31 protein-coding genes and 1 pseudogene are annotated in these 26,241 nt (G+C 38.0%); 16 read left to right on the top strand and 16 right to left on the bottom strand.

The window, feature by feature from the left end:
- The first annotated feature begins 158 nt into the window (after window positions 1-158).
- Window positions 159-329 (top strand): hypothetical protein, encoded by a 171-nt coding sequence (locus tag E0H89_RS16485; RefSeq protein ID WP_165494054.1) that lies wholly within the window; start codon window positions 159-161, stop codon window positions 327-329.
- A 42-nt stretch (window positions 330-371) separates the two neighbouring features.
- On the opposite strand, the gene E0H89_RS12300 is transcribed toward E0H89_RS16485, so the two are convergent.
- The 5 genes and pseudogenes from E0H89_RS12300 to E0H89_RS12315 form a co-directional block, all read right to left on the bottom strand.
- Complete coding sequence (locus E0H89_RS12300) at window positions 372-710, bottom strand: hypothetical protein (protein WP_131217518.1); 339 nt, start codon at window positions 708-710, stop codon at window positions 372-374.
- 311 nt (window positions 711-1,021) lie between these two features.
- Window positions 1,022-1,189 (bottom strand): hypothetical protein, encoded by a 168-nt coding sequence (locus E0H89_RS16740; RefSeq protein ID WP_250697868.1) that lies wholly within the window; start codon window positions 1,187-1,189, stop codon window positions 1,022-1,024.
- A 316-nt stretch (window positions 1,190-1,505) separates the two neighbouring features.
- Window positions 1,506-1,862: pseudogene (locus E0H89_RS16745) on the bottom strand (hypothetical protein).
- A 362-nt stretch (window positions 1,863-2,224) separates the two neighbouring features.
- Window positions 2,225-2,371 (bottom strand): hypothetical protein, encoded by a 147-nt coding sequence (locus E0H89_RS16490; RefSeq protein WP_165494055.1) that lies wholly within the window; start codon window positions 2,369-2,371, stop codon window positions 2,225-2,227.
- 507 nt (window positions 2,372-2,878) lie between these two features.
- Window positions 2,879-3,118, bottom strand: coding sequence for a hypothetical protein (locus E0H89_RS12315; protein ID WP_131217520.1), 240 nt, complete (start codon window positions 3,116-3,118; stop codon window positions 2,879-2,881).
- Between the two features lie 1,321 nt (window positions 3,119-4,439).
- On the opposite strand from E0H89_RS12315, the gene E0H89_RS12325 reads away from it, so the two are divergent.
- From E0H89_RS12325 to E0H89_RS12350, 6 genes are all read left to right on the top strand, one after another.
- The gene (locus E0H89_RS12325) at window positions 4,440-4,661 is read left to right on the top strand and encodes a hypothetical protein (RefSeq protein WP_131217522.1); all 222 of its coding nucleotides are present in this window, start codon (window positions 4,440-4,442) and stop codon (window positions 4,659-4,661) included.
- Between the two features lies 1 nt (window position 4,662).
- Window positions 4,663-4,977, top strand: a complete 315-nt coding sequence (locus tag E0H89_RS12330) for an ERF family protein (RefSeq protein ID WP_131217523.1) — start codon at window positions 4,663-4,665, stop codon at window positions 4,975-4,977.
- A 185-nt stretch (window positions 4,978-5,162) separates the two neighbouring features.
- Entirely contained in the window at window positions 5,163-5,531 is a 369-nt protein-coding gene (gene tusD, locus E0H89_RS12335) for a sulfurtransferase complex subunit TusD (protein WP_131217525.1), read from the top strand.
- A 43-nt stretch (window positions 5,532-5,574) separates the two neighbouring features.
- Window positions 5,575-5,925, top strand: coding sequence for a hypothetical protein (locus E0H89_RS12340; protein ID WP_131217527.1), 351 nt, complete (start codon window positions 5,575-5,577; stop codon window positions 5,923-5,925).
- Between the two features lie 20 nt (window positions 5,926-5,945).
- Window positions 5,946-6,230 carry a DsrH/TusB family sulfur metabolism protein gene (locus E0H89_RS12345; RefSeq protein ID WP_131217530.1) on the top strand — a complete coding sequence of 95 codons (285 nt, stop codon included), beginning with the start codon at window positions 5,946-5,948 and terminating at the stop codon, window positions 6,228-6,230.
- A 13-nt stretch (window positions 6,231-6,243) separates the two neighbouring features.
- The gene (locus tag E0H89_RS12350; RefSeq protein ID WP_131217601.1) at window positions 6,244-6,555 is read left to right on the top strand and encodes a TusE/DsrC/DsvC family sulfur relay protein; all 312 of its coding nucleotides are present in this window, start codon (window positions 6,244-6,246) and stop codon (window positions 6,553-6,555) included.
- A 17-nt stretch (window positions 6,556-6,572) separates the two neighbouring features.
- Here E0H89_RS12350 and E0H89_RS12355 read toward each other — a convergent pair whose 3' ends face one another.
- The gene (locus tag E0H89_RS12355; protein ID WP_131217532.1) at window positions 6,573-7,055 is read right to left on the bottom strand and encodes a winged helix-turn-helix transcriptional regulator; all 483 of its coding nucleotides are present in this window, start codon (window positions 7,053-7,055) and stop codon (window positions 6,573-6,575) included.
- Between the two features lie 186 nt (window positions 7,056-7,241).
- On the bottom strand, window positions 7,242-8,141 hold the full coding sequence (locus E0H89_RS12360; protein ID WP_131217534.1) for a LysR family transcriptional regulator: 900 nt from the start codon (window positions 8,139-8,141) through the stop codon (window positions 7,242-7,244).
- 96 nt (window positions 8,142-8,237) lie between these two features.
- On the opposite strand from E0H89_RS12360, the gene E0H89_RS12365 reads away from it, so the two are divergent.
- Window positions 8,238-8,678 carry a CidA/LrgA family protein gene (locus E0H89_RS12365; RefSeq protein ID WP_131217536.1) on the top strand — a complete coding sequence of 147 codons (441 nt, stop codon included), beginning with the start codon at window positions 8,238-8,240 and terminating at the stop codon, window positions 8,676-8,678.
- Window position 8,679: 1 nt separating this feature from the next.
- Window positions 8,680-9,372 (top strand): LrgB family protein, encoded by a 693-nt coding sequence (locus tag E0H89_RS12370; protein ID WP_131217538.1) that lies wholly within the window; start codon window positions 8,680-8,682, stop codon window positions 9,370-9,372.
- A gap of 70 nt (window positions 9,373-9,442) precedes the next feature.
- Here the strand turns inward: E0H89_RS12370 and E0H89_RS12375 are convergent, their stop codons facing one another.
- The 7 genes from E0H89_RS12375 to E0H89_RS12405 form a co-directional block, all read right to left on the bottom strand.
- The gene (locus E0H89_RS12375; protein ID WP_131217541.1) at window positions 9,443-10,198 is read right to left on the bottom strand and encodes an adenosylcobinamide-GDP ribazoletransferase; all 756 of its coding nucleotides are present in this window, start codon (window positions 10,196-10,198) and stop codon (window positions 9,443-9,445) included.
- Window positions 10,198-10,824, bottom strand: coding sequence for a histidine phosphatase family protein (locus E0H89_RS12380; protein WP_131217543.1), 627 nt, complete (start codon window positions 10,822-10,824; stop codon window positions 10,198-10,200). Before E0H89_RS12380 ends, E0H89_RS12375 begins: the two co-directional genes overlap by 1 nt.
- 29 nt (window positions 10,825-10,853) lie before the next feature.
- Window positions 10,854-11,909: a nicotinate-nucleotide--dimethylbenzimidazole phosphoribosyltransferase gene (gene cobT / locus E0H89_RS12385; RefSeq protein WP_131217546.1), complete on the bottom strand. Its 1,056-nt coding sequence runs from the start codon at window positions 11,907-11,909 to the stop codon at window positions 10,854-10,856.
- Window positions 11,909-12,427 (bottom strand): bifunctional adenosylcobinamide kinase/adenosylcobinamide-phosphate guanylyltransferase, encoded by a 519-nt coding sequence (gene cobU, locus E0H89_RS12390; RefSeq protein ID WP_131217548.1) that lies wholly within the window; start codon window positions 12,425-12,427, stop codon window positions 11,909-11,911. Before cobU ends, cobT begins: the two co-directional genes overlap by 1 nt.
- Complete coding sequence (locus tag E0H89_RS12395; RefSeq protein ID WP_131217550.1) at window positions 12,424-13,053, bottom strand: 2'-5' RNA ligase family protein; 630 nt, start codon at window positions 13,051-13,053, stop codon at window positions 12,424-12,426. Before E0H89_RS12395 ends, cobU begins: the two co-directional genes overlap by 4 nt.
- A 487-nt stretch (window positions 13,054-13,540) precedes the next feature.
- Window positions 13,541-14,011: a Cys-tRNA(Pro) deacylase gene (gene ybaK / locus E0H89_RS12400; RefSeq protein ID WP_131217552.1), complete on the bottom strand. Its 471-nt coding sequence runs from the start codon at window positions 14,009-14,011 to the stop codon at window positions 13,541-13,543.
- A 322-nt stretch (window positions 14,012-14,333) separates the two neighbouring features.
- Complete coding sequence (locus E0H89_RS12405; RefSeq protein ID WP_131217553.1) at window positions 14,334-14,444, bottom strand: hypothetical protein; 111 nt, start codon at window positions 14,442-14,444, stop codon at window positions 14,334-14,336.
- A gap of 665 nt (window positions 14,445-15,109) precedes the next feature.
- Between E0H89_RS12405 and E0H89_RS12410 the strand changes: the two genes are divergently transcribed.
- Window positions 15,110-15,703, top strand: a complete 594-nt coding sequence (locus E0H89_RS12410; RefSeq protein ID WP_131217555.1) for a DUF4142 domain-containing protein — start codon at window positions 15,110-15,112, stop codon at window positions 15,701-15,703.
- A gap of 123 nt (window positions 15,704-15,826) precedes the next feature.
- Here the strand turns inward: E0H89_RS12410 and E0H89_RS12415 are convergent, their stop codons facing one another.
- On the bottom strand, window positions 15,827-17,050 hold the full coding sequence (locus tag E0H89_RS12415) for an alkane 1-monooxygenase (protein ID WP_131217557.1): 1,224 nt from the start codon (window positions 17,048-17,050) through the stop codon (window positions 15,827-15,829).
- Between the two features lie 190 nt (window positions 17,051-17,240).
- Between E0H89_RS12415 and E0H89_RS12420 the strand changes: the two genes are divergently transcribed.
- On the top strand, window positions 17,241-18,164 hold the full coding sequence (locus E0H89_RS12420) for an AraC family transcriptional regulator (RefSeq protein ID WP_131217559.1): 924 nt from the start codon (window positions 17,241-17,243) through the stop codon (window positions 18,162-18,164).
- A gap of 1 nt (window position 18,165) precedes the next feature.
- Here the strand turns inward: E0H89_RS12420 and lpxB are convergent, their stop codons facing one another.
- The gene (gene lpxB, locus E0H89_RS12425; RefSeq protein ID WP_131217561.1) at window positions 18,166-19,362 is read right to left on the bottom strand and encodes a lipid-A-disaccharide synthase; all 1,197 of its coding nucleotides are present in this window, start codon (window positions 19,360-19,362) and stop codon (window positions 18,166-18,168) included.
- A 224-nt stretch (window positions 19,363-19,586) separates the two neighbouring features.
- On the opposite strand from lpxB, the gene E0H89_RS12430 reads away from it, so the two are divergent.
- From E0H89_RS12430 to E0H89_RS12450, 5 genes are all read left to right on the top strand, one after another.
- Entirely contained in the window at window positions 19,587-21,755 is a 2,169-nt protein-coding gene (locus E0H89_RS12430) for a TonB-dependent siderophore receptor (RefSeq protein WP_131217563.1), read from the top strand.
- 70 nt (window positions 21,756-21,825) lie between these two features.
- The gene (locus E0H89_RS12435) at window positions 21,826-22,110 is read left to right on the top strand and encodes a hypothetical protein (protein WP_502698407.1); all 285 of its coding nucleotides are present in this window, start codon (window positions 21,826-21,828) and stop codon (window positions 22,108-22,110) included.
- A gap of 3 nt (window positions 22,111-22,113) precedes the next feature.
- Window positions 22,114-23,679 (top strand): PepSY-associated TM helix domain-containing protein, encoded by a 1,566-nt coding sequence (locus E0H89_RS12440; protein WP_131217568.1) that lies wholly within the window; start codon window positions 22,114-22,116, stop codon window positions 23,677-23,679.
- Window positions 23,680-24,127: 448 nt separating this feature from the next.
- On the top strand, window positions 24,128-25,018 hold the full coding sequence (locus E0H89_RS12445) for a sulfite exporter TauE/SafE family protein (RefSeq protein ID WP_131217570.1): 891 nt from the start codon (window positions 24,128-24,130) through the stop codon (window positions 25,016-25,018).
- Between the two features lie 126 nt (window positions 25,019-25,144).
- Window positions 25,145-26,236: a 3-deoxy-7-phosphoheptulonate synthase gene (locus E0H89_RS12450; RefSeq protein ID WP_131217603.1), complete on the top strand. Its 1,092-nt coding sequence runs from the start codon at window positions 25,145-25,147 to the stop codon at window positions 26,234-26,236.
- Window positions 26,237-26,241 lie beyond the last annotated feature (5 nt).

Consider the following 26,241-nt stretch of genomic DNA (forward strand, 5'->3'; position numbering starts at 1 on the left):
TTAACCAAAAAAATCACTAGATAATCGCGCTTACATAAACTTGTAGCGCTCTAACCAAAAGCTTGATTATTTTACATATGCAGACATAGCTAATACTCAATCAGATAATTTTCTTCTTTACTCTGAATTTAAGTTTTAGAAACATAGAGGAAATTCAAATGAAAAAGTATTCAAAAATTCTATTACTCACCTTAACTAGTTTTGTGGGTACAATAGCTATAGCAGATGAATCAATTCCACCAGAAGCTACTGCAGCAGCAGAAGCCCAACAAGCTGCCCTGGATTACCAACACCAACAGGACAATCAATCTAAAACACCGAATGAATAAATTAAAGCCCTCTATTTGAGGGCTTTTTTAGAGCTAAATAAACTAACTCCATCTTCGCTTGCAGGTGTTATTCCATGCAAACTCAAAGTTTTCCGAATCTGTAAAGCCTTCTATAAGAACAATATTGCGATCTACCATAATGAAACGTTTAAAGCCAGTGTAGGTATCGCGCTTTTTTATGTAATTAACCTCGCCACATACCCCTAGTTGATTCCGGAATATTACTGAATCTGGGCCTGGTAATGATTTTCTAAGAAAATTTCTTGACTCTTCTTGTTGCCTTTCTTCTAGCGCTCCAAGAGTAGATATTTGATTATCTGCTTCAACTTTGCTGCAACTCGCCATACCTACTGCAAGTGACAGTAAAATTTTCTTCTTCATAGTCCTTCCTTTTCTTGACGGCTCACCTTACCTTTATTTTTCACATAAAAAAACCACTCCGAAGAATGGTTTTGTATGGTTATGTTTACACTAATTGAACATTTGCCCCAATTGGTAAATAACCAACATAAGAGCAAGAGCTGAAGATGATGTCGCAAGCATTTCTACTTTATTCATAATGATTCCCTCCTGCTTTTATTGTTCTATTGTTATACATCATAATAAGAATTGTTATCAAATTCAAATGCAACAACACGTAAATATTGGAAGCTTATTCAAGCATTAAAGAACCTCCTGGAGGAGGTTTGTTTTTAGAAGTTGTATCGAATACCTGCTTTATAGGTTGGCATTTCATTGCCTGATAGATCAAAGCCCTTCTCATAAGCATTCTGCGGACTATCAAGCGTAACTTTGTGCAACGCTCTAAATTCACCATCTTGAACAGGTGATCGAATCACGACTTGCTGAAGTTGTTTCACCTACAATCTTTTTAAGGTGGTCATCTACTGTTTTAAGCACATCAATCGCAAAATTAGATGGTTTGTTTTCCAAGACATTTATACTACCTCAACCTTGCCTACTCTTATTTCATAAATAAGAGTGCCATTCTCTATAATGGGATTCCCATGCACTGCTTGTTTATGCTTTATGAAGTAGCCTTTATTTGTGTCGCAAAACATCACATGTAGTATCTTAATGCTATCCAGCAAGACCTTTTTAACTCTAGGCTCGGATTGCTCCACATCAGCATGATAAATACCATCTGTATGCATGGCTTAGTGTATTAAGTTTTGATCATTGATGTAGATCATCAGTTTCACTCTCCTGAAACATCGCAAAAAAAATCCTGAGCGATACGCTGTATTGAGTAAGCTTCAAATTCAACACTAGGTTTTTTCTCACCCATGAGTTTTTAACTCTTAGCCAAATATGCACAGCTTCATGCAATAAAAGCTTATGAACTTCGATTAGTGTTCTTTCGCTGCAATCACCTAATTGGATAATGCAATGCTTACCCCCATCGTAATAATTAACCTGAGTCCCTGCACCTAAGTGCATAAACTCTTGTGTTTCGGTCAAATCGTCAAACAGCAGGTCGAATTGATCTTGATTACAAGCTAGAGTGTATTTTGAGTGTACAAAAGGTGAAATGTATCACTCCAGCACATAATTATTGCTGATCATAAATTTCAGCCATTAAAAAACCCACCGAAGTGGGCCTAATTCAGTTGTGATGTGAGTTTTTGTAGAAATGTATCGAGCTCATCTTGAGTTTCAAAAGAAAGAGTTAATATATGGTCATTTGAAAACCCAATATTTAGTTGTAACTTCATTGCCTGAAGATTATTTGCTGTTGAAAGATTTTCTATAAGCCTAATTTTATCTTTGTTGATAAAAATTTCCGACCTGTTGTACGGGACAATATATTTCATAAACATTGTTATTTATTCTCATATTTATATCAAAATTAGTTCTAACATATTTACATCACAAGTCAACAATCTACCCAACTCTTATAAGTTGGCAAGCCAAATACTTCCGGTCGGATCAGTCCCAATATTTACCACCTTAAACTCACCTTTACCAGTAATCAAAACATCAATGATCTGCGCAATGCTCGTCGTGTCATTCTTCTGCAAGATAGCCTTGGAGTCTGTCACCGACTCAAATTTTGATATTTAATCAACTCATCACAACAAAACTGCAAATCTTTTTTAGCTTGTACACGATCTGTCATGATTACCCCTAAGAAGAAAAGAAAAACCCCCTTAACTTCGAGCATGCAAAGGAAATTTATATGCCGTAATACATCCCGCAAGTTTGGAGAAATTATTTAATCATCTTTACGCATTCTTGGATATATCCACGCTCATGATCGTAATCAAACTCATAAGCATGAAGGCAAAATAACTTGCGTAGAAATTGGAGCATGACTTTTCTCCTGACAAAAAAATACCTCCCGAGGGTGGGAGGCAAAACTAAAAACCAGAAACTACAGCGATAGATTCTGCGCGTATTCTATACACCATTAATTCTCAATCATTGGCAAAATATGCCGAAATTTAAAAATTAAATTAATTAAATCAGTTCATTATAAAAAATTAATTTATGATTTATTAAATATAAAAAAGCCCGATCAGTGACCGAGCTTTCGTTGCCATATAAATCTATTTTTTTGAATTCTTCACTTCAAACTGGTATTCATCTTGAGTAACCTTGATTTTAATATTCTTGTATTTTCGTTTATTTGGATCCATTGCCGAGCCGGCAACTTCCTCAAAAAAGTTACGATCATTCATTAGCTCGCCATATGCTTTATAACCTAACAAAATCTTTTCAGGCTTTTTTCCGTTAACTGCTAACGCACTAAGAGTTTCTTCTAATTTTTTAACAGTTAAGATTGTCATTTTAATTAAAGCTCAAAACAAAAAGTTATTATCGCTCAATTTTATGAACAAACTATGTCAAAAAAGCCCACCATTTGGCGAGCTTCAATCTGTCTATCCCAGTCTAACTTTAAGATAGGCGTTTGGCCCAAGAATTATTTAACTTTTCTTAGGCAGTCGCGACACACCTTAATATCTTCATCATTTTCGGTATGATCAAACTCAGCAATACCATGACACCCAACGAAACATAAGATAAATCGGAGCATAAATTCCCCCCTTTAGGTATGTGGATTAACTTACTGTTGATGAAAATAAAAAGCCTACTTAATGCTGCTAATCAAGTGGGCTTTTCAATTCACATTACATTGTTTTAATTGTTAAGTTTTTGGAATGACTAAAATATATCACTAAAAATTCAAATGAAAAGTATAGTAAATACAATTGATATGTTTGGAGATGTTTAACTTAAGTTATTATTTATTAACAACTTGATTGGAAACCAATCAAATATGAATTTTAATACCTCTGGAATATCATTAATTTTAAAATCATTGTCATATTTAGCTTTAACAAATTTAGATAAATTATCAAAATTTCGCTGATATTTTTCCGCCATTTCATTAGCTGTTTTTATTTGGTCAGTAGCATCAGTGACAATTAGTAATAACCGTGATTATCTTTCCTTAGCTCTTCATTCTCTTGTGTTGTGGCCACCAATAGTGACCTTATCTCTTCCATAGAAAAAACAGTCATGATAATAATCCATTATTTTTTAAAGAGCATAGCAATTCTAAGCATTAAAAAAGCCCACCTTTCGATGAGCTTTCTATACTAATTATATCAAGATAGAGCTAATAGGAGGTTTCAGCCCCCTCAGATAGTGTCTTCAGACTATCTAACTTTTCTTGTTGAGAAAGGTTATAAACATGGAAACCGGTAAAGAGTATAAGTGCTAATAGTACTCCGCTTAAAATCATAATCCTTTTGTAATTCACTTAGGATTCATCTTGATTTAAACATGGACCTTACTCATGTACATGCACGAACAGAATAATTCCGACTGCTTATATTCAACTTCTTCAGGAACATCGATATTGTAAAATTTAGCATCGGATTCAGCCAGTTTTGGTGGGGTAATCCATTCTCCCGAATAAAAATGATGTAGCCACCCCTCTAAATCAAAACGTGACCAATCTACTGAATGTAAAATATGTTGCTTTGCTACTAGTACTCATCGTTATAAATCCCCTACCATCTTCTCAATTTGCTGAACCGCTAAACCTGACTTCATTTTTTCTGTAAAACGTATTACCTGATATGCGCCTTGGTCACACTGTCTATGGAGCAAGGTAAAGACCTCTTTGCTGAAAACCTTAAATCAGGTGAACTCGAAAAATTAACTTTAGAAAAATACGTTGCCAAGCCCTGGATCCACCAAAACTTTGATCGTAAACGTGCTTTTCAACGTCGCAAAGCCTTCGCGATTAGTATGCAAAGTTCACCTATTCCATTACATGAACGTCGTGCGTATAAAAAACGCCTGGGGCTTAAGGGGAAATAACATGACTAATTCTAATAATCAAATTCAAAATCCTGCAGAACACTCTTATCATGTTTTGCAGCAAATCCAACTGGAACTAAAAGCGCCTAAAAGCAAATGTAATTTGTTTGGTAATTATACCTATCGTAACTGTGAAGAGATATTTGAAGCAGTTAAGCCATTCCTGCCGAAATACCACTCCACACTGATCATTACTAACGAGGTACAGGAAGTTGGATCAGTAGTTGTGGTAACTGCAAATGTGATTTTCACTGATTCCAATGGTAAAGAAACTGTAGGAAAAGGAAATACAGGTAATATCATTCAGATAAAATAAATGCCTTGATACTTTTATGCCTCAATAAATCTATAAAATATTGTTTTTAAATAACTATTATTAAAATATTTTTAATATGAAGTGCTGAATTATTCAGATACTACGTAGAATCATTGTATACTACCTTTTTCTTATGAAGTTTGGATGCATCAACATTGGATTGGGCATTCCTCAAGTGAATTTCGATGAGTACCTTATTACTAATTACCTCTGCTCCAACCTCGATCTATGCCTGGCATGCGCTAGGTCTGGCACAGGCCTTACACGCTAAGAACCAGACATTTCGTGTATTTTTCTATCAAGACGGTGTTTTTTTGGCGAACTCCTTACAGTGGGTTCCTGACGATCAACGTCATTTGACGAAAGAATGGCAAAAGTTAGCCATTCGCTTACCGGTTTGTGTGAGTGCTGCCTTGGCACGTGGTATTACAGATGTGGAAAATGCGAAACGACATCAAATTAGTCAACACAATCTTGCACCAGGCTTTGAATTGATTGGACTGGGTGAACTTGCCGATGCAGTGCAATCCGCACAACGTCTGATTCAATTCTAAGGCGTTATTTTCAGGAATTTGTGGCTTTTAAAAGGTAAATTGTGTGAAATCTGTACTCGTTATTTTAACTCAAGCCAATCTTGCCAATTTACAAGTGCATGAAAGCTTGTCTGCCACGATGGTACTGGCGACTTTTGGTTGTGAAGTCAAAGTCTTGCTGCAAGATGCAGGCTTAAGTTTACTCAATTCAGAACTGCAATTTGAACAGCTTAAACATGCCTTTAAAATTGCCTCCAATATGGTCGACAGCTTTGAGTTTTACGATCTCACGCCTGTCTTGGTGGAAAAGAAACTCCAGAACTCACACTTCGTTGCTCAAGCTCAACAGGATATTGAATTTATTGAACTAAATAGTGAGTTTATTCAATTTTTTGATTTTGTGCTGTACTGGTAAAGATGAAGAGTGAAATGATCATGTCAAATAAAAGCTTATATTTAGTGCAAAGTAATTTTTCAGCTACGCCATCGGTACTGGCAAAACTAGAACAACTTTACAGCCCTGAAGATACCGTTATTTTAATGGGTGAATCTGTATTGCAGTTTCAACAGCCTTTCTTGCAACAAGTGAATTGGGTGTATGTACTAGAGAACGATGCTGAAATTTTAGCGGGACAAAAGACAGAGAATATGAAAATTATTTCTTATGCCGAATTTGCCGATATTTGCCTGTCTCACACCCGCTGTATACGTTTAAGTTAATGTGAGATTAATGATGAATTTAGAACTCGATCAAGATGGTCACTTAGTCGATTACACCATTTGGAATGAAGCAATTGCGCAAGAATTGGCAAATACTTTAACTTTAGAACTCACAGCATGGCATTTTGAAGTCCTGCATGCGGTACGTCAATTCTACCAACAGTTTGGTCATTCACCTGCGACGCGACCACTGATTAAATTTCTGATGAAAACAGTCAGTTCCGACATTAATAATGCTGTGTTACAAGACAAATTTAATACAGGTTTGGTGGCACGTCATTTAAGCCGTCTGGCAGGTATTCCAAAACCACCGAATTGTCTATAAAGATGATTGATTCAGGTTTAAGACGGTATTTTATGCTGTTCTAAATAATTAAAATAATCTTGGGTCAATTCGGGTTTAACTTGCTTGGCATGAAGGGTTTCATTACATTCGGAACACACCAGTCGTGGTGTTATTTTATGACCGCAGCTTTTATGGGTATATTGCATCGGCTTTCCGAAGCCCTCATTCATCCATTCATCTGCCCAGTTGGCCATCGACATTAAAATCGGATAAAGCGCCAAACCCTTTTCAGTTAAACGATATTCATAACGTTCTTGTCGTTGCACGTAAGGGGTTTTGACTAAAATATCATTTTCAACCAGACGTTTTAGACGATCTGACAGCACATGACGGGTTACACCTAAATTTTGTTGAAAGGATTCAAAACGGCGTGTGCCCAAAAAGGCGTTCCTTAAAATCAGCAATGTCCAACGATCACCAATAACCGATAAGGTTCTGGCAATTGAACACGGCTGTTCTCCAATATCATCCCATTTCATAAAGAAAAATCATCAACAAAAAGTTTAACCCAGAAAAGTTACCGCATTCATCTCAATATTGAAAGGCTTGTAATCTGAATCTACAAAATATGAAAACAAAAAAATTATTATATTCAGCTTTTTAGAATGATCAGTTTAAGTTCATCATTCCCTATAGAACCTGTTGTTTTATAGGTGATTGAATGATTAAAAATGAATTTCATCCTGATTTTCTTCAATAATTTTTAGCCAGGCTCGGGTCGCAGGATTCATTGCAACCGTATTATTCCAGGCCATACTCAAGGTCCAATTGATATTAGGATTTTCCAATATACTGACATTATATTTTTCTTGATCCAGTTGTTCACAATAGGTTTTTGGTAGCAATGCGATTCCAACATCCGATTCCACCATTTTGGCAATAAAGTCCCATTGACTGCTTTTACACACCACCTTGGGTTCAAATCCGACATAGTGGGCTGCTTGTATAATCATATTATTTAAACTAAAGGTATCGGCATACAGTAGAAATGACTCTTCTTTCAGTTCAATTAAAGAAACTTTTTCTCTATTCTTCCATTGCGTATCTCTACGTGAAAGTAAACATAAAGGCGAATCAATAATCGGAATGCCACTTAAAATCGGTTTTAAATGCCCCAGTAAAATCCCGACATCTACTTTTTTTGCCAGAATGGCATCTTCAATACCTGTGGCACCAACCTCTAAAAAACTTAATTCAATATTAGGATATTGCTTGTGAAATTTGGCAATTAGGCTGCTAAGTAATGCCGATCCTACCGGTGGAAGTCCGATGGTTAATTTACCTTGTTTCAAATTTCGCACTTTAGCCACGGTTTCAAAAATACGCTGTTGCTCTTGCAATATCACTAAAGCATGTTGGTAAATTTGCTCCCCCATATAAGTCAAAACGACATCGCGTTTTCGACCTGCTTCTCCCTTATAAAATAAAGGCACGCCAATTTCTTGTTCTAAAGCATGAATTGCCTTACTGATGGTGGGCTGTGTGACACACATTTCTTCCGCTGTACGTGTGAAACTTTGCAGTTGCACAATTTTAACGAACATGCTCAAGCTCTTAATATCCACAAAACATTCCATTTAGGCATAATCTTTTTTTTATTATTCATAATATAGATAGTCGGTCAAATCTAAAATACGACCAAGCTTTTATCTCTTGTTATTATGTCTACCTCTTTACTCTCTCCCAAACTGCTGCATATTGCTCAAATCATTCTGCAATTGAGTTTTTTGGTCATCATTTGGTGGGTTGCTTCAGTTATACAGCACACACTCAATTTACCTGTATCCGCCGGTGTGATTGGTCTTTTATTGGTTTTATTAGCTTTGCTGAGCGGTCTATTTAAATTGCAATGGATCAAAACAGGTTCAGATTTTATTTTGGGAGAACTGGTCTTATTATTTATTCCCTGCGTCGTCGGCATCATTAAATATAAAGAGCTGTTTTTAACCCAAGGCTGGCAACTTATTCTTGCGGTATTTATCGGCACGATTTGCGTAATGCTTGCAACGGCATATAGCGTCTATTTGGGTTTTAAACTAGAAGCGCGTTTAAAGCAAAAACATAAGCATCATTCTGATCCACTGCTAAAACAGGGAGAGTAAGATGAACCTGGTTGCTATTCTCTGCTTTATTATTACGTTAATTGGTTATGTGCTGAGTAAAAAATTGCATCAAAAATATCCCTATATGCTTTTAGCGCCTGGAATTTTTGTGCCTTTTATCATCATGGTGCTGATGGTCATTTTTAATGTCTCTTACGACACCTACATGATGGAAAATAAATGGATCATATGGATGCTTGGACCTGCAACCATTGCTTTTGCCATCCCTATTTATGAATATCGCAAAGTCATTAAAGAACATGTGCTCTCGATTAGTTTGGGTATTGTGGTAGGAATGATTGCTGGTGTGATGAGCGCATTCTATTTGGCAAAGTTATTCAGCTTTAATCAAGAAACCACTTATAGCTTAATGGCACGCTCTATTTCTACACCATTTGCCATGGAACTGACTTCAAATATTGGCGGTTCAGTTGAACTGGTGATTTTATTCACCATGATTACCGGTATTGCCGGTGTTGCTATGGCTGATATGATTCTGCTTGCCTTAAAGCTAAATTCACGCTTTGCGCAAGGAGCAGCTTTGGGTAATTCAGCACATGGTTTTGGTACCAGTAAAGCCTTTATGCGTCATCGCGAAGAAGGCGTTGTTGCCTGTTTAACCATGGTACTTGCGGGGGTATTTATGGTGTTGTTGGGACCTGCGATTATTCGACTTATCGTGACTTATTTATAATCATATACAGTTGAACCTCAAATCAGCGTGATTCTATATCACTGAATCACGCTGAATGAAGCAAAAATATTTAAAGCCAAACCACAGGAAAATAAAAACCAAATACAGCCAGACTCAAAACACTCACAGCCTCGCAAATTTCAATACTTGCTCCGACTGTATCACCAGTAATGCCACCAATCCGCTGGATAAATTTATGCCGTAAATATATTAAGGTTCCTATAAATATCATTGCAGTCAAAACACCCACCCATGCAAAATATGCAGATGCAACCAAACACAAGGCAGATATGATTACTGAACCCGTTTTAGGAATAAATTCAGCAATTGAAGATCCTAAACCTTTTTCACGCACGTATTGAGTAGTCAAAAATAAAAATAGTGGTGCTAAACGACCCAATATCGGAAATAAAAACAGGGCTGAATAGAGTTGTTTTTCTAATAATACATATAGTGCTGACCATTTAATTAAGCACAGAATAATTAAACTTAAAACCCCAATTGGCCCGCAACTAGGGTCTTTCATGATTTTTAAAGTGCGCTCTTTATCACCAAAACCACCGACCCAGGCATCTGCAGTATCGGCTAGACCATCCAGGTGTAAACCACCCGTCAACCAAATCCAGACCACTAAAATCAAACTGCTTAGCAAGATCACCGGCAATGCATGCAGCACCGTGGCGATGGCAAATAAAATTGTACCAATCATCAAACCAATCAATGGATAAAACAGTAAAGATTGACCATTTTGCTGTTTGCTCGGCATTTCTTTCAATTGAACCGGAAATGTCGTTAAAAACTGCAAAGCGATAAAAAATGCTGTCATTACGGCAATTCCTTGAGCAAATGGATTGAAGCATCTTCATGAATTGCAAAGGAATTGAGTTGCCCCAATTCTGCTGTCATTTTTAAAATATCATCCACTGAATGATTTAAAGCGATACATTTTAAAAGTTTAATCACACCGCCATGCGTCACTACTAAAGCATGCTGCCAACCATTTTCCAGCATCTGTCGTTGCATTTTTTCAAGACTATTAAAAATACGTTGATAAAAATCCTGCATGTTTTCTGCATTGGGTGGGGTAAATTGAGTCGGTTGTTGCCAAAAATTTGCCAGTAATTCAGGTTCATTTTCATAAATGACTTGGGTCGATATGCCTTCCCATTCACCAAAATGCATTTCTTGCAAACCTGCATCGTAAAAGAGAGGTCGTTGCTTTTGATCCGCGACCGATTCTGCAAATAAACGACAGCGTTTTAAGGGCGAAGTAAAGATCACATCCCATTGCAGCGGTTTATGCATAGAATCGGGGTTAATAGCATGCCAAGACTGATCTATGGTTTGCTGCATCTGCGACCAACCCAACTCGGTTAAATCGTCATCTGTAGAACCGCGCAAGGTATGACTTAAAGTCGTTTCACCATGGCGAAGCAGATCAATCTTGAACATGTTCAATATCCTGTTGAATCCTCTTAGGATTAAACTTTTTCGCCAATAACGGCTGCTTCTGCAAAAGTGGCCATGTGGTTATGCAGACTGCATGCCAGTTTAATCACGCCTAAAGCAGCCCCGGCACCACTACCTTCGCCTAAACGCAAGTTCAGTTTGAGTAATGGATGTTTTGCATTCAGTTCCTGCAATAAACGGCGATGTCCATATTCTGCCGATTGATGTCCAAACAGCATCCACTCACGAACTGCAGGATTTAAACGTACCGCCACAAGTGCTGAAACTGTGGTAATAAAACCATCGATCACCATAGGCAAACCGAGCTGTGCACAGCGAATATAGGCACCCGTCATTGCTGCAATTTCCAAACCACCGACTGCGCAAAGTGCTTTAAAGACATCTTGATCGACATAATCTTGGTGTAAAGCAACAGCCTGGTTAATAACATTTTTTTTATGAATCAATTGTTCTTCACAAATACCCGTACCCACACCTGTAAGCTGTTCAGCTGGCTCATTCAGTAAAAAACAGGCGACTGCTGATGCAGAACAGGTATTGCCAATGCCCATTTCCCCAGCGACATAAATAGATACGCCATAAGCCACGGCATCTTCTACACTTTTACGTCCCAGATTCATCGCTTCAATACATTGCGCTTCAGTCATGGCAACTTGTTTGGCAAAGTTGGCTGTTCCCGGAATAATGCAATGACGTTCTACGCCTGCATATTCATAGGCATCACCCACAGAACCGCAGTCAATGACCTGTAATTTGGCATTATATTCTTTGGCAATCACGCTGATACAAGCACCACCGGTGGTGAAGTTTTGCAGCATTTGACGTGTCACGGCTTGTGGATAAGCAGAAATATTTTCTTCCATTACGCCATGGTCACCGGCAAAAATCGTAATCCAGGGCTGGTCTACATTAGGACGTGAATTGTCTTGCAAACTTGCCAATAGCACTGCAGTATTTTCAAGTTCAGATAATGAGCCTGTGGGTTTGGTCAGTTGTAATTGACGTTCTTTAGCCAGTTTTTTTGCTTCCACACTTGGCGTTTTACACGCATCCAACCACCAATTCATTATTTATTTCCTTTTAAAATCATGGGAAAACCCGCAACACAAAATACAACTTTATCGGCAATTTGCCCCAACTGTTGATGCAAACGCCCGGACTCATCCACGAACTTGCGGCTGATCTCGCCCATTGGTATCACGCCTAAGCCTGTTTCATTACTGACTAAAATAACGTCTGATTCTAATATCGGTAAAATATCCAGCAGTTTTTGGCATTGGTGCATCTGTAATTCAGGATTTTCATGCATCAACAAATTGCTCATCCACAAAGTCAGGCAATCGACAAGAATCACTTGATTGGGTTGATCAAGCTCGATTAAACAATTGGCCAGATATAAAGGCTCTTCAATCACAGTCCAGTGCTTTGGTCGTTGTGCTTGATGATGATGAATACGTTCCTGCATTTCGGCATCGAACGCTTGTGCGGTTGCAATATAAGTTACAGCCACACCTGAATCTTTTGCGATTTGTTCCGCAAGGCGACTTTTACCAGAACGTGCGCCACCTAAAATGAGTTGCATCATACGTCACCCAATTGAAATTGATGAAATGGATAGAGCTGACCTTGCAATATTTTTGCGTTATATGTGCCAAAAGTCAGTTGGCCGACTGAAAATTCAAAGCTTTTTTGTTCGATGCTGTTTATATGACTAAAGATTAAATCACTATTAAAATCTTGATGATACAAACCTAAAGTCAAATGTGGACAATAGTCGAGCGGTGCAATTTCATTGCAACTTTGTCCAAATAAATGACGCAATTTTAAAAGTACATCATTTTCATCAATAATTTCGACAAATAAGGCACTTTCAAAACTGTTGATACGGCCTGTTTTTAATTGAATTATATTTTGAGAATCATCGGTTAAGTGTCGAATATGTTGATGCATCTTTTCAATAGCAAAATCATCATCCCAAACTGGGTTTTGTTCAGTGAGGAAGCCACAAATAAATAAAGTAATGTGAAATTGGCGGGTATTTGGCGTGTATAAAAAATCTGAAAAAACCGAACGCAGCTGATTTAAATACTCTAATAATTCTGGATGCTGAATTTCGATATACCATAACGAAAAATGCTCGCGTCCGCGATGCCATTCAGGATAATCCCCTGCAAATGTAGGAACAACGGGCGTAGAAGGCTTTAAGAACACACATCAAATCACTTTAAATTCAATCACCTTATTAAAGCATGAATGATATTAATTTTCTCGAGGTGTTGATTTAGTAATATTCAACCAACAATGAATTATATTCAGCTTTTTAGATACTTAAATCGTGTCACACACATCGTTGCTTCATCAATAGATCTCCAAAATCCAACTTAGAACTATAACTTCATAAAGAAATTCACACCGGAACTGAAGATGGCTGCATATTCTTTTGATAACACAGGAAATAAACAGCAAGAAGTACAAACATTATAATTAGCAAATAAAATGGATAATCGCTATGCTACTGATACAAACCGGAACTGGCCAATGGACCAAATACAATAAAGCCTGCATTGTGCTGATTCATTATTCAATTTAAACAAATTTTATTTTTATACACGCAACAATACCGACCTAATGGATTTTTTCCATTTTATATTCAACCCATCTTTACTATTAAGACTTGTTCTGAATACAATGCTTAGTTTTAATCTTGATCTAAAATATCTGCAAATTGTGCCCCCAAGACTTTGACTAAATCTTGTGGTTTTACCCCAATATCTAAGCCTCTTTTGCCACCACTGACATAAATTTTGGTTAATGACTCGGCAGAACCATCTATCACAGTTTTTAAGCGCTTTTTCTGTCCGACTGGACTAATCCCACCCACCAAATAACCAGTTAAGCGTTCGGCATCTTTCGGATCTGCCATATGTAATTTTTTAGCCCCTACCGCTGCAGCTATTTTCTTCAAACTTAATTGATGTGCAACCGGTAAAACAGCAACATAGAAATTTTTATCATCGCTCACCAATAAGGTTTTAAAGACTTCTTTGACTTCTAAATTTAACTTTTCAGCCGCTTCTAATCCAAAACTTTTTGCATTTACATTGTGCTCATATTCGTGGATAGAAAATTCGATTTTATTTGATTTTAAAACTTTGCAAGCAGGTGTCATTTTTCGGTTATATAAAGAACTGGAGCGCTAAATTATATGCTTTTTCAAAGTCAATGTTTAGCATGCTTAGGCTATTCTTAGCTTAATTTATCTTCATTTTACTTTATCTGTGAATCAAAGTAAGTTATAAAATAAAATGCTTTATATAATTGCCTATAAGTTAAATAATGCTATTTGATAAAATTTTGTATTTTGAAATGAAATAAAAAAAACCACAAAGTAGAACTTAAGCTTTAATTTTCACTCAACCTTGAAGCTTGTATATTTTATTGCCAGAAGCTCTATCTCAATGTAGAGTTCCCTTTCTCTTTACCCTATTCACTTATAGAAAATATTCCCAAATAAGGTAACCTAGACCGAAGCCAATGAATGAGTAAAGTGTGATGATGAAAAATACAAAACTCGCTTTATTTTTCTTTTTTAAAAAACTCATATTGAACCTCAATGCCTAGTCTAAATTACATCATATTATCGCACTAATTTAGAGCATATTGAATATTAATCATTTCAAAAAGAATGATCTGCTATAGCATCCCTGTATCTGTGCTTTAAGGCCAAGAATATTCTAGCTACTCTTATCTGGAATCGAGATGAGAGAAAGCTCTTCTGAATCATTGTGAGCTAAAACCTTCATAATTGATTAAAAGTTATGTTCAGAATTTTTCGCAAAAATTAGGGATATTTTTTGCCTTGAAAAGACATGGAACATCGAAGCAAGCTTTAATTTGATCAAATAAAAATTAACTCTAGTGACAAAATATTCCTGAAATAACTAAGTGGCCTCATAATCGGATTTTCGCCTAGTTCTTGCTTAGACTTAAATTTTTAAGTAGTTCATATTTATCGTGTAAGCACGATAGAATTGAATGATACTATCTTCTTAATTCCTATTATATGCAGGTAAAGCACTATGCGGCCTTGCTTTCTCCTTTTTTTGTGCTGACCTTAAATAAACCAATAGCTCCTCATCTTTACTTAAATCAATAACCGATTTATATATCTATCCAAGAAATCTACGCAAAAGATACACTGTTTTCAGTGTCCTCAACCTATCTTATAAAGGCAAATCAAATAATAGAAACTTTAAAGGATGCCACGATGAAAACTATTCCAATGAAGAAGATGATCAACTGTATTGCTGTTAGTAGTGTATTGAGTTTTACTGCCTTTCAAACTATGGCGGCAATGGATCAGCAACCCACACATGACAGCAAAAATCCACCCAAAATGTTGCATGACAATCATGAAAATTTAACTGATAGTCAAGTGATCAAAGTGTTAAGTACGGCTAATAACGGTGAGATTAAGCAGGCAAAAACTGCTTTGCCAAAACTTAAAATGGATGAAACCCGTAAATATGCTCAACTGATGATTAATGAGCATTCAGCGAATGAGAAAAAAGGCCAAGCGTTGGCAAGTCGTCTAAAGTTAACTCCACAAGTGAGCAACCTCAGTACATCATTGCAAAATGATAGTGATAAGATGGTGAATAAACTAACTCATTCATCAGCAGCTGACAAAGACTATATGATGACTCAAGTTGAAGTACATCGTAAAGTTTTAATGACTATTGATAAGCAATTGATACCAAATGCCAAAAATTCAGAATTAAAAAATATGCTGATTCAAACTCGTACTGCAGTTACCAAGCATTTACAAATGGCTGAACAACTCGTTAAAAAGATGAAATAACATAAAATTATAATATAATTGTATAAATATACTTAAAAAAGCCTAGTTTTAATCAGCTAGGCTTTTTTAACAATTTATCAACTAGGCTTTCCTTCAAATAAGTTGCTTGTTAAGCGCTCTACTTTATTGTTCTTTATTCAATAAACGATCAAGCACGCCAAATTTCTTGAAAATTTTCGCACGGCGTTTCGGATGAATATTGGCTTTATTTAAATCGCCTTCGTAATGATCAAATACACGTTTATCCATCATTTTAAACCATAGCGATGGAATTAAAGCGGGCAATAACATGGTTGCATAACCACTTGGCAATTCAGGTGCTTCATCAAAGTTACGTAATGCCTGGAATGGACGTGTAGGATATGCATGATGATCTGAATGACGCTGTAACTGGTACAAAAACAAATTTGTGGTAATGTTATTATTATTCCAGCTATGTTCTGGCATGGTACGCGTATAAGTTCCGTCTTGTTTTTTATCACGCATTAAACCGTAATGTTCAATATAGTTAATAATTTCAAATAAGCTTACCCCATAAAAAGCCTGTGTTACCAAATACGGAATCACATCTTTACCAAACAGTTTCAACATGGTGGCATGAAAACCTGCACTCATCGCCCAGCCTTGAAGCAGTTCATTTTCTTTGCTAAAAAATGATAAACCTTTGCGTTTTAAACGGTTCTTTTCAATTTCAACCGCTGATTTAAGACCCCCAAATACCGTTCTTGGCCAAAACTCATAGAAGGTTTCCCCCATTTTAGAAGATGCCGGATCTTCAGGTGTTGCAGCACGTTTATGATGCCCATACGGATGCTCAACCCGAAAATGGTTATAAAACAACGGCATTAATGTGGCATGAGAAAAATAGTGATCTTTTTTATTCGGTCGATGGGACAATTCATGGGCAGTATTTACCCCAATGCCATTAATTGCTCCCATCGAAATCCCCAACAGGAGCTGATCGACAAAAGAGGTATCTTTACGACTCACCACATAGCCTGCAAATAGATTGGCTGCCATTTGCAAAGGAATAAACAATTTCACAATACGGTCATAATAAGGATCGTTAACTAATGAGGTAATTTGGTCATCGTTTGGGTTATTACTGTCTTTACCTACAATTGAATCGATACTGGGAATAATCACATGCAGTAATAAAGGCCCTCCCAAAGCAAATATTTTTTTCGTCAATTTAGGACCAAACTGATAGCCGGCCAAAATACCCATACCAATGACAGGTAAACCTGGACTTAATAACCACCAATAGCGTTTTTTATCCAGTGCTAAACCTGACGCAGTTGGAAGGGTTTGAATTGTTGTTTGATTTAAATTTACTGGTGCATTCATGCTGACGATCTTCCCTATTTTTTGTTCTACCGTTATATTTCTAGAAATGGGCCATCAAGAACAGTTTTAAACGTCCAAAAAAGCTATGCAAACGTCCTTGGCATTAATAGCCAATATTTGACCTAAAAACACATGCTTGAGTGAATCAAAGCTTTTATAATTTTACTAGATGATGACAGAACGATAAGACATGGATGCTTTAAGTAAAATTTTTGATGATATTCATCTTAATAAATCTGAATATATTTATTTAAAACCGCAAGGTGACTGGGCCTATTCGTATCAGGAACAAGATGCCATGATTGGCTATGTGGTTCTGGTGGGCAAGATGACGATTCAACTGAATCTTCATACTCAACTACATGTTGAAGCGGGGGATTTGGTGCTAATCCCATCAGGGCAAAACCACTCTTGCCATAAAAATAATAAAAGCAATTTGGTTGAAGCCTTAAATATTACTGAACTTTTTGATCGAAAAAGGCAGGAAACCATCGAGTTTGGGAGTACAAGTGGTGAGCCTGCGCTCATTTTAGCGATTCGTTGTCATATCGATACGATTATGGCGCGTCCTCTACTCAATGCCCTGCCCAACTATATTCATATTCATCATATAACCGGCAGTACCGCACCGGAATGGCTACAAATTGGCTTACATTTTTTAGCAGTTGAAGCCTATCAAATTCGGCCGGGTCGCGACAAAATTCTGGATCATTTGGTTAGTATTCTATTTATTGAATGTGTCCGTGACTACATCGCGCAATTAAAGGATTCTAATAATTGGCTTAGAGCTTTAGTGCATACCGAACTGGCGAATGCTTTGGCCGCTATTCACGGCAAACCGGAACAGGCTTGGACAGTGGAAAGTTTGGCAGAACAATGCTGTATGTCGCGCTCAAAATTTGCCCCTTTATTTAGCAATATTGTAGGTGAAACACCGTTGGCATATTTACAGCAATATCGTTTCCGTTTGGCATCACAGCATTTACGCGAAGGACAATTGTCGATTCAGCAAATTGCCCATCGCGTAGGCTATTCTTCAGAAACTGCATTTAGCCAAACCTTTAAGCGGCTGTTTGATTTGACCCCAAGCCAGTATCGGCAACAATTTCAGTAAATCATTCTGGGTTGGGTATGTTCACCGGATTTAAGATATTCAGAATGGCTTGAACGGGATCTTCGCTATTTCCGGAAAGTAATTTCTTGTGCATGGTAATGTGCTGCATGGCCTGAATTTGTGCGATTTCAACATTCATCAGTTTTTCAATTTCAATAGCCAAATTTTCTGGCGTTGCATCACTCTGAATCAATTCTCGAATAATTTTTTTACCGGCAATAATATTGGGTAAAGAATAATAAGGAATTTTGATCAGGAATTTGATCACTACATACGTCAGCCAATTCAACTTATAGAACGTCACCATCGGACGATGTAATAACATTGCCTCTAAAGTTGCCGTTCCTGATGCCAAGGCCACAATATTTGAGGCATTCATGACTTGACGACCAATTTTCGATTCTGTCTCCGTATTTTCCATCAAGCAAACTTTAGCGACAAAATCAGCAGGATATTGTTGCAGCAATGCTTCAATCTGCTGCTTGCGTGCATCATTAATCGCAGGAATCAAAAAAATATATTCAGGATGCTTTTGACTCACGATTTTCGCTGCATCAAGTACCAACGGCCCAAGTCTTTCAATTTCACCACGGCGGCTGCCCGGTAAAAGTGCGATATGTTTATGTTCAACATTTAACCCCAGCTCTTGCTTAGCTTCAATCAGAGGATTTTGCAAAGGCAATTGACTGGCAAGTGGATGCCCCACAAACGCGGCTGGCACATCAAATTTTTTATAAAAAGTTTTTTCGAACGGAAATAAACACAGCACTAAATCAATGCTGGCTTTAATGCCATGTACCCGTCCCTGACGCCATGCCCAAACTGAAGGACTGACATATTGCACAGTTTTAATCGGTAAATTTTTCTGTTTTAAGCTTTTGGATAAGCGCAAGTTAAAGTCTGGGGCATCAATTCCGACAAACACATCGACCGGCTCTTTGGTCCAGGTCTCGACCAGCCCATCACGTACCGCAAACAGCTTTTTAAGATCTTTTAGAACTTCAACAATTCCCATCACCGATAAAATATCCATCGGATAATAACTCTTGAAGCCTTCTGCTATCATTTGAGGGCCACCAATGCCTTCAAATTCGGCATCAATTCCTTGCTCACGAAAACTGCGGATGAGTTTAGCACCAAGCGTATCTCCAGACACTTCCCCGACCACCATACCGATTTTAAGCTTCCGATTTTGCAAGACTTTTACCCTCTGTAAAATTATCAAGATTTTAACATATCCATCTATTTTAAATCTTATCTGTAGCAACAGATGCATAAATTAATAGCGCTATATCGATTGAACACCATCTAAATTATCATTTTCCTACTAATGATCAATCTAAAATACCAATTACCTCAATATTGAGGTTAATCTCAATTAACATTAATATAAATGATAATCACTTCCATTACCATATAGAAATGCACACAATAACTCCCCTTTTTTCCCATAATTTCAAACTTTCACTTCTCAGCTTGGCCCTATTTGGCGTGCAATCTAGTTTTGCTGAGGAGGTACCAACTTTATCGACCATTCAATTACAAGCTCAATCCGCTAATACCGAAGAGAGTTCAGAAAAAACTAAAGCCTATATCGTTAAAAAAAGCAGCAATGCCACCAAGCTCAATCTTGAAACCAAAGAAACACCGCAAACCATTAATGTCGTGACACGACAACAGCTAGATGATTTTGCCATTAGTAATACGCGTGATGTCTTACGTAATACCCCCGGTGTCAGCGTGAGTAGTCAGGAAACTAATCGTACGTCCTATCTCTCTCGCGGCTTTGAAATTTCCAATATTCAGGTCGATGGTATAGGTTTTCCCTTGGAAGGTTATAACTATAACAACAGTAACCCGGATACTTTCTTGTATGACCGCGTTGAAGTCATCAAAGGTGCAGATGCCTTAAGCAATGCGATTGGTGACCCCAGTGCAACGATCAATATGGTGCGCAAACGCCCTACCCAGGATGTACAAGGTTCTGTTTCTGCCAGTTATGGATCTTGGGATACCCAGCGTTATGAAGCCGATGTTTCCTCTGCCTTGACGGAAGATGGACGTATTCGTGGACGAGTCTTCGGTTATCAGCAGACGGGGGATTCTTACCTCGATCATTACGCTCAGGAAAAAAATGGCGTCGGGGTGATTGTAGAAGCGGATCTGACTGATTCAACTTTACTGAGTGCAGGTTATAGCCACACCAATAGCAAATCGGATAGCAATAACTGGGGCGCAAATCCTCTGATGAATAGCAGCGGTGAACAGCTTGGCTATTCACGTTCATATAATTACAGCCCTGAGTGGACCTATTGGGATAGCAATATTCAAAATTATTTTGCAGAACTCAAGCAACAGCTTGGCGGTGACTGGGAACTCAAGCTGAATTATGATGAAACTCACATCGACCGTGATGCAAAACTGTTATATCTTTCTGGCAACCCGGGTAGTGACAATACCTCGGGCATTTTTTTATGGCCAGGCAGATATATAGATGATAATAAAGAGCGCCAAGCCAGTATCAGTGCTCAAGGGACATTCCCCTTATTTGGACAACGGCATGAAGCAGTCATCGGCTACAGCTGGGCAGAAAACCAGGTAAATGGCTTGGGCTATGCGGGCAGTTACACCAATCCTTTGACTACCGATTTAGCCAGTTGGACGCCTGCTGAACCCACTTGGGAGATGACCCAGACCAGTGGTGAAGCCCATATGCGGCAAAACCTGCAAAGCTATTACGCAGCGACGCGCATTCATTTTAATGATGATTTGAAAATGATTTTGGGTAGCAACTACGTACAGGCAAAAAGCAAAGGCCATAGCTATGGTGCAGATGCCTATTATGATGAAGATAAAATACTGCCTTATGCCGGCCTGACTTATAATTTCACACCTGAATATACGGGCTATATGAGCTATAGCTCGATTTTTCGCCCTCAGACCACCCGGGCTTTGGATGGCAGTTTAAATAAACCGATTGAAGGTGAAAGCTATGAACTTGGAGTAAAAAGCTCATGGCTAGATGACCGATTGACTGGCTCAATGGCCATTTTCAGAACTGAAGAAAGTAATTATCCGCTGCGAAATTCAGATGGTTTACCGATCAATCGTAAAGTACAGGTCAGCGACTTACGCTCGCAAGGTTATGAATTTGGCTTGGCTGGGCAGCTTAGCGATAATCTGAATGTTTCATTCGGTTATACCCTGTTCAGTCTGAAAGACCTGATCAATGGAGGTAAAGCCCGAACCTACAATCCAGACCAGATGTTTAACTTACTTACGACTTATACCGTCCCGCAGTTACCGCAACTCAAAATTGGTGCAGGCGTACAATGGCAGGACAACACTTATCTAGATGTACCTGAAGCCACCGACACCGCTGGTGTAATTACTCAAAATGCCGGAATCATTCGTCAAGACTCCTACGCCCTGATTAATTTAATGGCAAGCTATGAGATTAATGATCAGTTGTCGTTACAAGCCAATGCCAATAATATTACCAATGAAAAATATTTATTTAATTTCCCGGATGCACAAGGTTTCTATGGTGCACCTGCAAACTATAGCGTAGCAGTACGTTATAAATATTAATCTGTAACCCTGAACCTAAGTTAAAACTGACTTAGGTTCTTTTTTATCTGTTTCATGCGAGTGAATGCTCATGATTTCCAGTACCGTTCAATATCGCTTTGCTGTGCTCTACCGCTTTATCATCGCCTTTCTGCTCGGTTATGCTTGCACCGCATTGTTAGCCAGCAACTTAACGGTACTGTTTTATCTTCTATTTTCAAAAGCAGAAGCGATCTATCTGGCAGCATTCATCAGTATTTTATTCTTTGTCAGTTTTGTCATTAGCAGTTTCTGCATTCCATCTTTACCTAAGTTAAGTTTGATCAGCATTAGTTTGGCTACTGGTCTGGCTGCTATTTACCGGATCGCAGGTTAAGTCATGCAAAAATCGATACGTCAATCTATGGCTTGGTTACATTCATGGACAGGTCTGATTTTTGGCTGGTTATTGTTTGCCATCTTTTTGATGGGGTCGCTGTCTTATTATCGTCATGACATTAGTTTATGGATGCAGCCCTCACTTGCCCGCATCCAGGTTAATCAAGATACCGCAATACGCACGGCATATCAGTATTTAGAACAACATGCGCCTGATGCCAAGACATGGTTTATGAATGTCGCGAACCAGCAAAAACCGGTAAACCAAATCTATTGGCAAAGCTCCGACGGCGCTTATGAAAACAAGACTTTAAATCCAAATACAGGACAAGAGCTGAATCTGGCACAAACACAAGGCGGAGATTTTTTCTATCAACTCCACTTTCAACTGTTTGGCGTGCCTATTTTAGTTGGCCGGTTAATCGTTTCACTGGCAGCATTTATCATGCTGATTGCTCTTATTTCCGGGGTTATCACCCATAAAAAGATTCTGACTGATTTCTTTACATTACGTGCATTTAAAGGACAACGCTCTTATTTGGATTTTCACAATGTCAGCTCTGTTATTGCCTTACCCTTCTTTCTAACCATTACTTTTACCGGCTTGGCCATTTTCTTCTACTTATATTTACCTTGGGGTATGCAGAAACTTTATTCTGAAAATAATTTTCAGTATTTCGAAGAAATTAACGCTAAAATTACTCCTAAAATTGAAAACAACTCACCTGCTCAAATGCAATCTATTCACAATTTGATGCAACCGCTACAACGTGAATGGGGAAAAACTGAGTACAGCACCATCCATGTGAAAAATCCAAATACCGAACATGCACAAATTACTTTTACCGAAGCTAAAGATCACTCGATTACCCGTAATCAGGCACAAATCACCCTGAATGCAATCACGGGAAAAAAATTATCCAGCACTAAAAATGATAGTGCGATTGCCACACTTAATGCCGGCGTATATGGACTGCATATGGCAACCTTTGCCCAACCCCTGCTTCGTCTGGCGCTGTTTTTTTCGGGTTTACTCGGCTGTGTGATGGTGGCATCAGGTTTACTGCTCTGGAGTTTAAAACGGCAATTACAAACTAAAACTGAAAAATTCCATGTTGGACATTATCTGGTGCAACGGCTGAATATCAGTGCAATTGTAGGCTTGCCGATTGCGGTATTGGGTTACTTTTATGCAAACCGGATCGGCTTACTAATTCAAAGTTCACAAAATTATGAAGTGATGAGTTTTTTTATCATTTGGCTGAGCATTTTTGGAATGAGTTTATGCATTAAAAAACAATATCTCTGGAAAATAAACTTGGGGATTTTTATTGCTTTGGCTTTCTGTTTACCTGTTTTTAATTTTTTATTTCTTCTTCAGCAAAACCTCATTCCAAACTTTACAGGTTTTTGGATATTTTTTAAACTTGATTTATTTATTCTTATTTTCGGTTTATTAGCCATATTTCTTTATAGAAATATCACTCCTATTCAGCACAAAGCGCAAAGCAGGATAAGAACCAAACTTAAAATAGTGGAACCTGAACATAAAGAGGAAGGCTGCTGATGAATATTCTCTTTAGTTTTCTGTTCATTCTGTTAGGCGTTTGGGGTTTATATCAGGTCAGTGAAAAACAAATTAAAAAAACCAGACTGTCTAAGTGGTCTATTTTGCTCGTATATCCACAAACTACACGCGTTGTTTGCCTGCTTTCATTGATACTAGCGCTATTCATTTTTATACAAAAAGAAGGTGCTTCAATCGGGTTTGTCAGTTTCTGGATATTTTCCACCCCGCTGATTTTTATCTTTATTTTATCTATGAATGAACTTAAATCTTTTCAGAAGTAACAATACCTGAATTTAAATATGAAAAAATTCAAATTAAATTCTGTTTTCTAAGAATAGCTATTTTTCTATTTCATTTTTTTGCATAAGCAAATCAATAATCAAGACAACGACTTATATGAAAAAGTCATAACATAAGCACGTTTTTTGATATTTGGCATATAACCATGTTTGGTCCACTGGAATTTATTTTAGCAGGTGTTTTGGTCGGTTTCTGTGTTGGGATTACGGGTGTTGGCGGTGGTTCATTAATGACCCCCATCCTGATTAGCCTGTTTAGAATCGAGCCTCATATCGCGATTGGTACCGATTTGCTCTATGCCGCAATTTCTAAATTCTGCGGATCTTTAGTTCATGCAAAAAAAATGAATATTGTCTGGCCAATTGTGATCTGGCTTGCAGTGGGAAGTATTCCCGCCTCGCTTGCAACCCATTGGGTTTTAGACACTTATCTTAGCCACTCAAGCAGTTATAAAGCTGTTTTGACCATGGTATTGGGCTTTATGTTGACCTTAACCGGTGTGTCAATTATGTTCCGTAGTCACATTGAACGCTTCTTTAACAAATTCCGTAAAAATGAAGCTTTGGATATGACTCAAGATTTAGAAAAGGTCAATTTTCGGGCAAAAGACAAACGTGCGTATATTGTGATTATGGGCATTGTACTGGGTATATTTGTGACCCTTTCTTCAGTCGGTGCAGGGGCATTTGGCATCATGGCACTGGTGTTGATGTTCCCGAATTTACCGATGATTCGTATTATTGGTTCCGATGTCGTCCATGCCGTGCTTTTGACTTTAGTCGCAGGACTTGGACACATGAGCTCGGGTAATGTAGATTTACATTTACTTGGATGGTTGTTAGTCGGTTCAATTCCTGCCATTGTGGTTGGAACTTTAATCAGCTCTCGTCTGCCAGAAAAAATTATCCGTAAGATTCTGGGGATTACCTTATTCGCCTTAGGCATGAATTTCATACTTCATCCGGTAAAAGCAAAACCTGTAGAAAAACCAGCTACAGCGCAAGTGATCATTATTGAAAAATCGATGAAAGTTTAATTTAACTATACGATTCATCACTTTTTTTTGACCTATATATTGATCTTTTTTATAACATGGTGAACATATATTCGTGTTATATTCAGATTGAGAATAAACTTTTGTATGATCGAACCAGTGACGGCAATGAATACACTACAGTCAAATCCTATTATCCAATCAGACATCGACGACGTGAATGTACAAAGCATTCAGCCTTTGGTAACTCCTGCTGAATTAAAAAAAGAGTTACCTCTGACTGAACATGCCTATCAAACCGTACTAAAAGGTCGTGAAACCATTCGCAATATCCTTGATGGGAAAGACAATCGTCTATTTGTAGTCATTGGTCCTTGCTCAATTCACGACACAGTTGCTGCACATGAGTATGCAAATCGTTTGAAATTTTTAAGCGAAAAAATTAAAGATACCCTTTATATTGTGATGCGTGTTTATTTTGAAAAACCACGTACCACTGTTGGTTGGAAAGGTTTAATCAATGACCCCGACATGAATGACTCTTTCAATATTGAAAAAGGTCTTCGCATTGGTCGCCAGCTTTTGGTTGAACTGAATGAAAAAGGATTACCTTGCGCTACTGAAGCACTTGATCCGAACTCACCGCAGTACTATCAAGATTTAATTTCATGGTCAGCAATTGGCGCACGTACTACCGAAAGCCAGACGCATCGTGAAATGTCTTCAGGTTTATCCTCACCTGTAGGCTTTAAAAATGGTACAGATGGTGGTTTAACAGTGGCTACCAATGCCATGCAATCAGTTAAACACGGTCATAGCTTCCTCGGTCTGAATGATCAAGGTCAGGTTTCTGTCATTCGTACTAGCGGCAACCAATACGCACACGTGGTGCTTCGTGGTGGTAATGGCAAGCCGAACTATGATGCAGGCTCTGTGGCAGAAGCTGAGAATGCTTTAGCCAAAGCCAAAGTCAGCAACAAAATCATGATTGATACCAGTCATGCCAATTCAAACAAAGATCCATACTTGCAACCGCTGGTATTGAAAAACATTACAGAACAAATTCTGGATGGTAACAAGTCCATTGTTGGTCTGATGGTTGAAAGTCATCTTAAAGGCGGCCGTCAAGATATTCCTGACAATCTGGATCATCTTGAATATGGCAAATCAGTGACTGATGGCTGTATCGATTGGGAAACCACTGAAAAAGCCCTGCTCGATATGCATGAAGCCCTCAAAGACGTTTTATCAAATCGCTAAGAGAT

This window comes from Acinetobacter sp. ANC 3781, from assembly GCF_004331285.1.
Lineage (GTDB): Bacteria > Pseudomonadota > Gammaproteobacteria > Pseudomonadales > Moraxellaceae > Acinetobacter.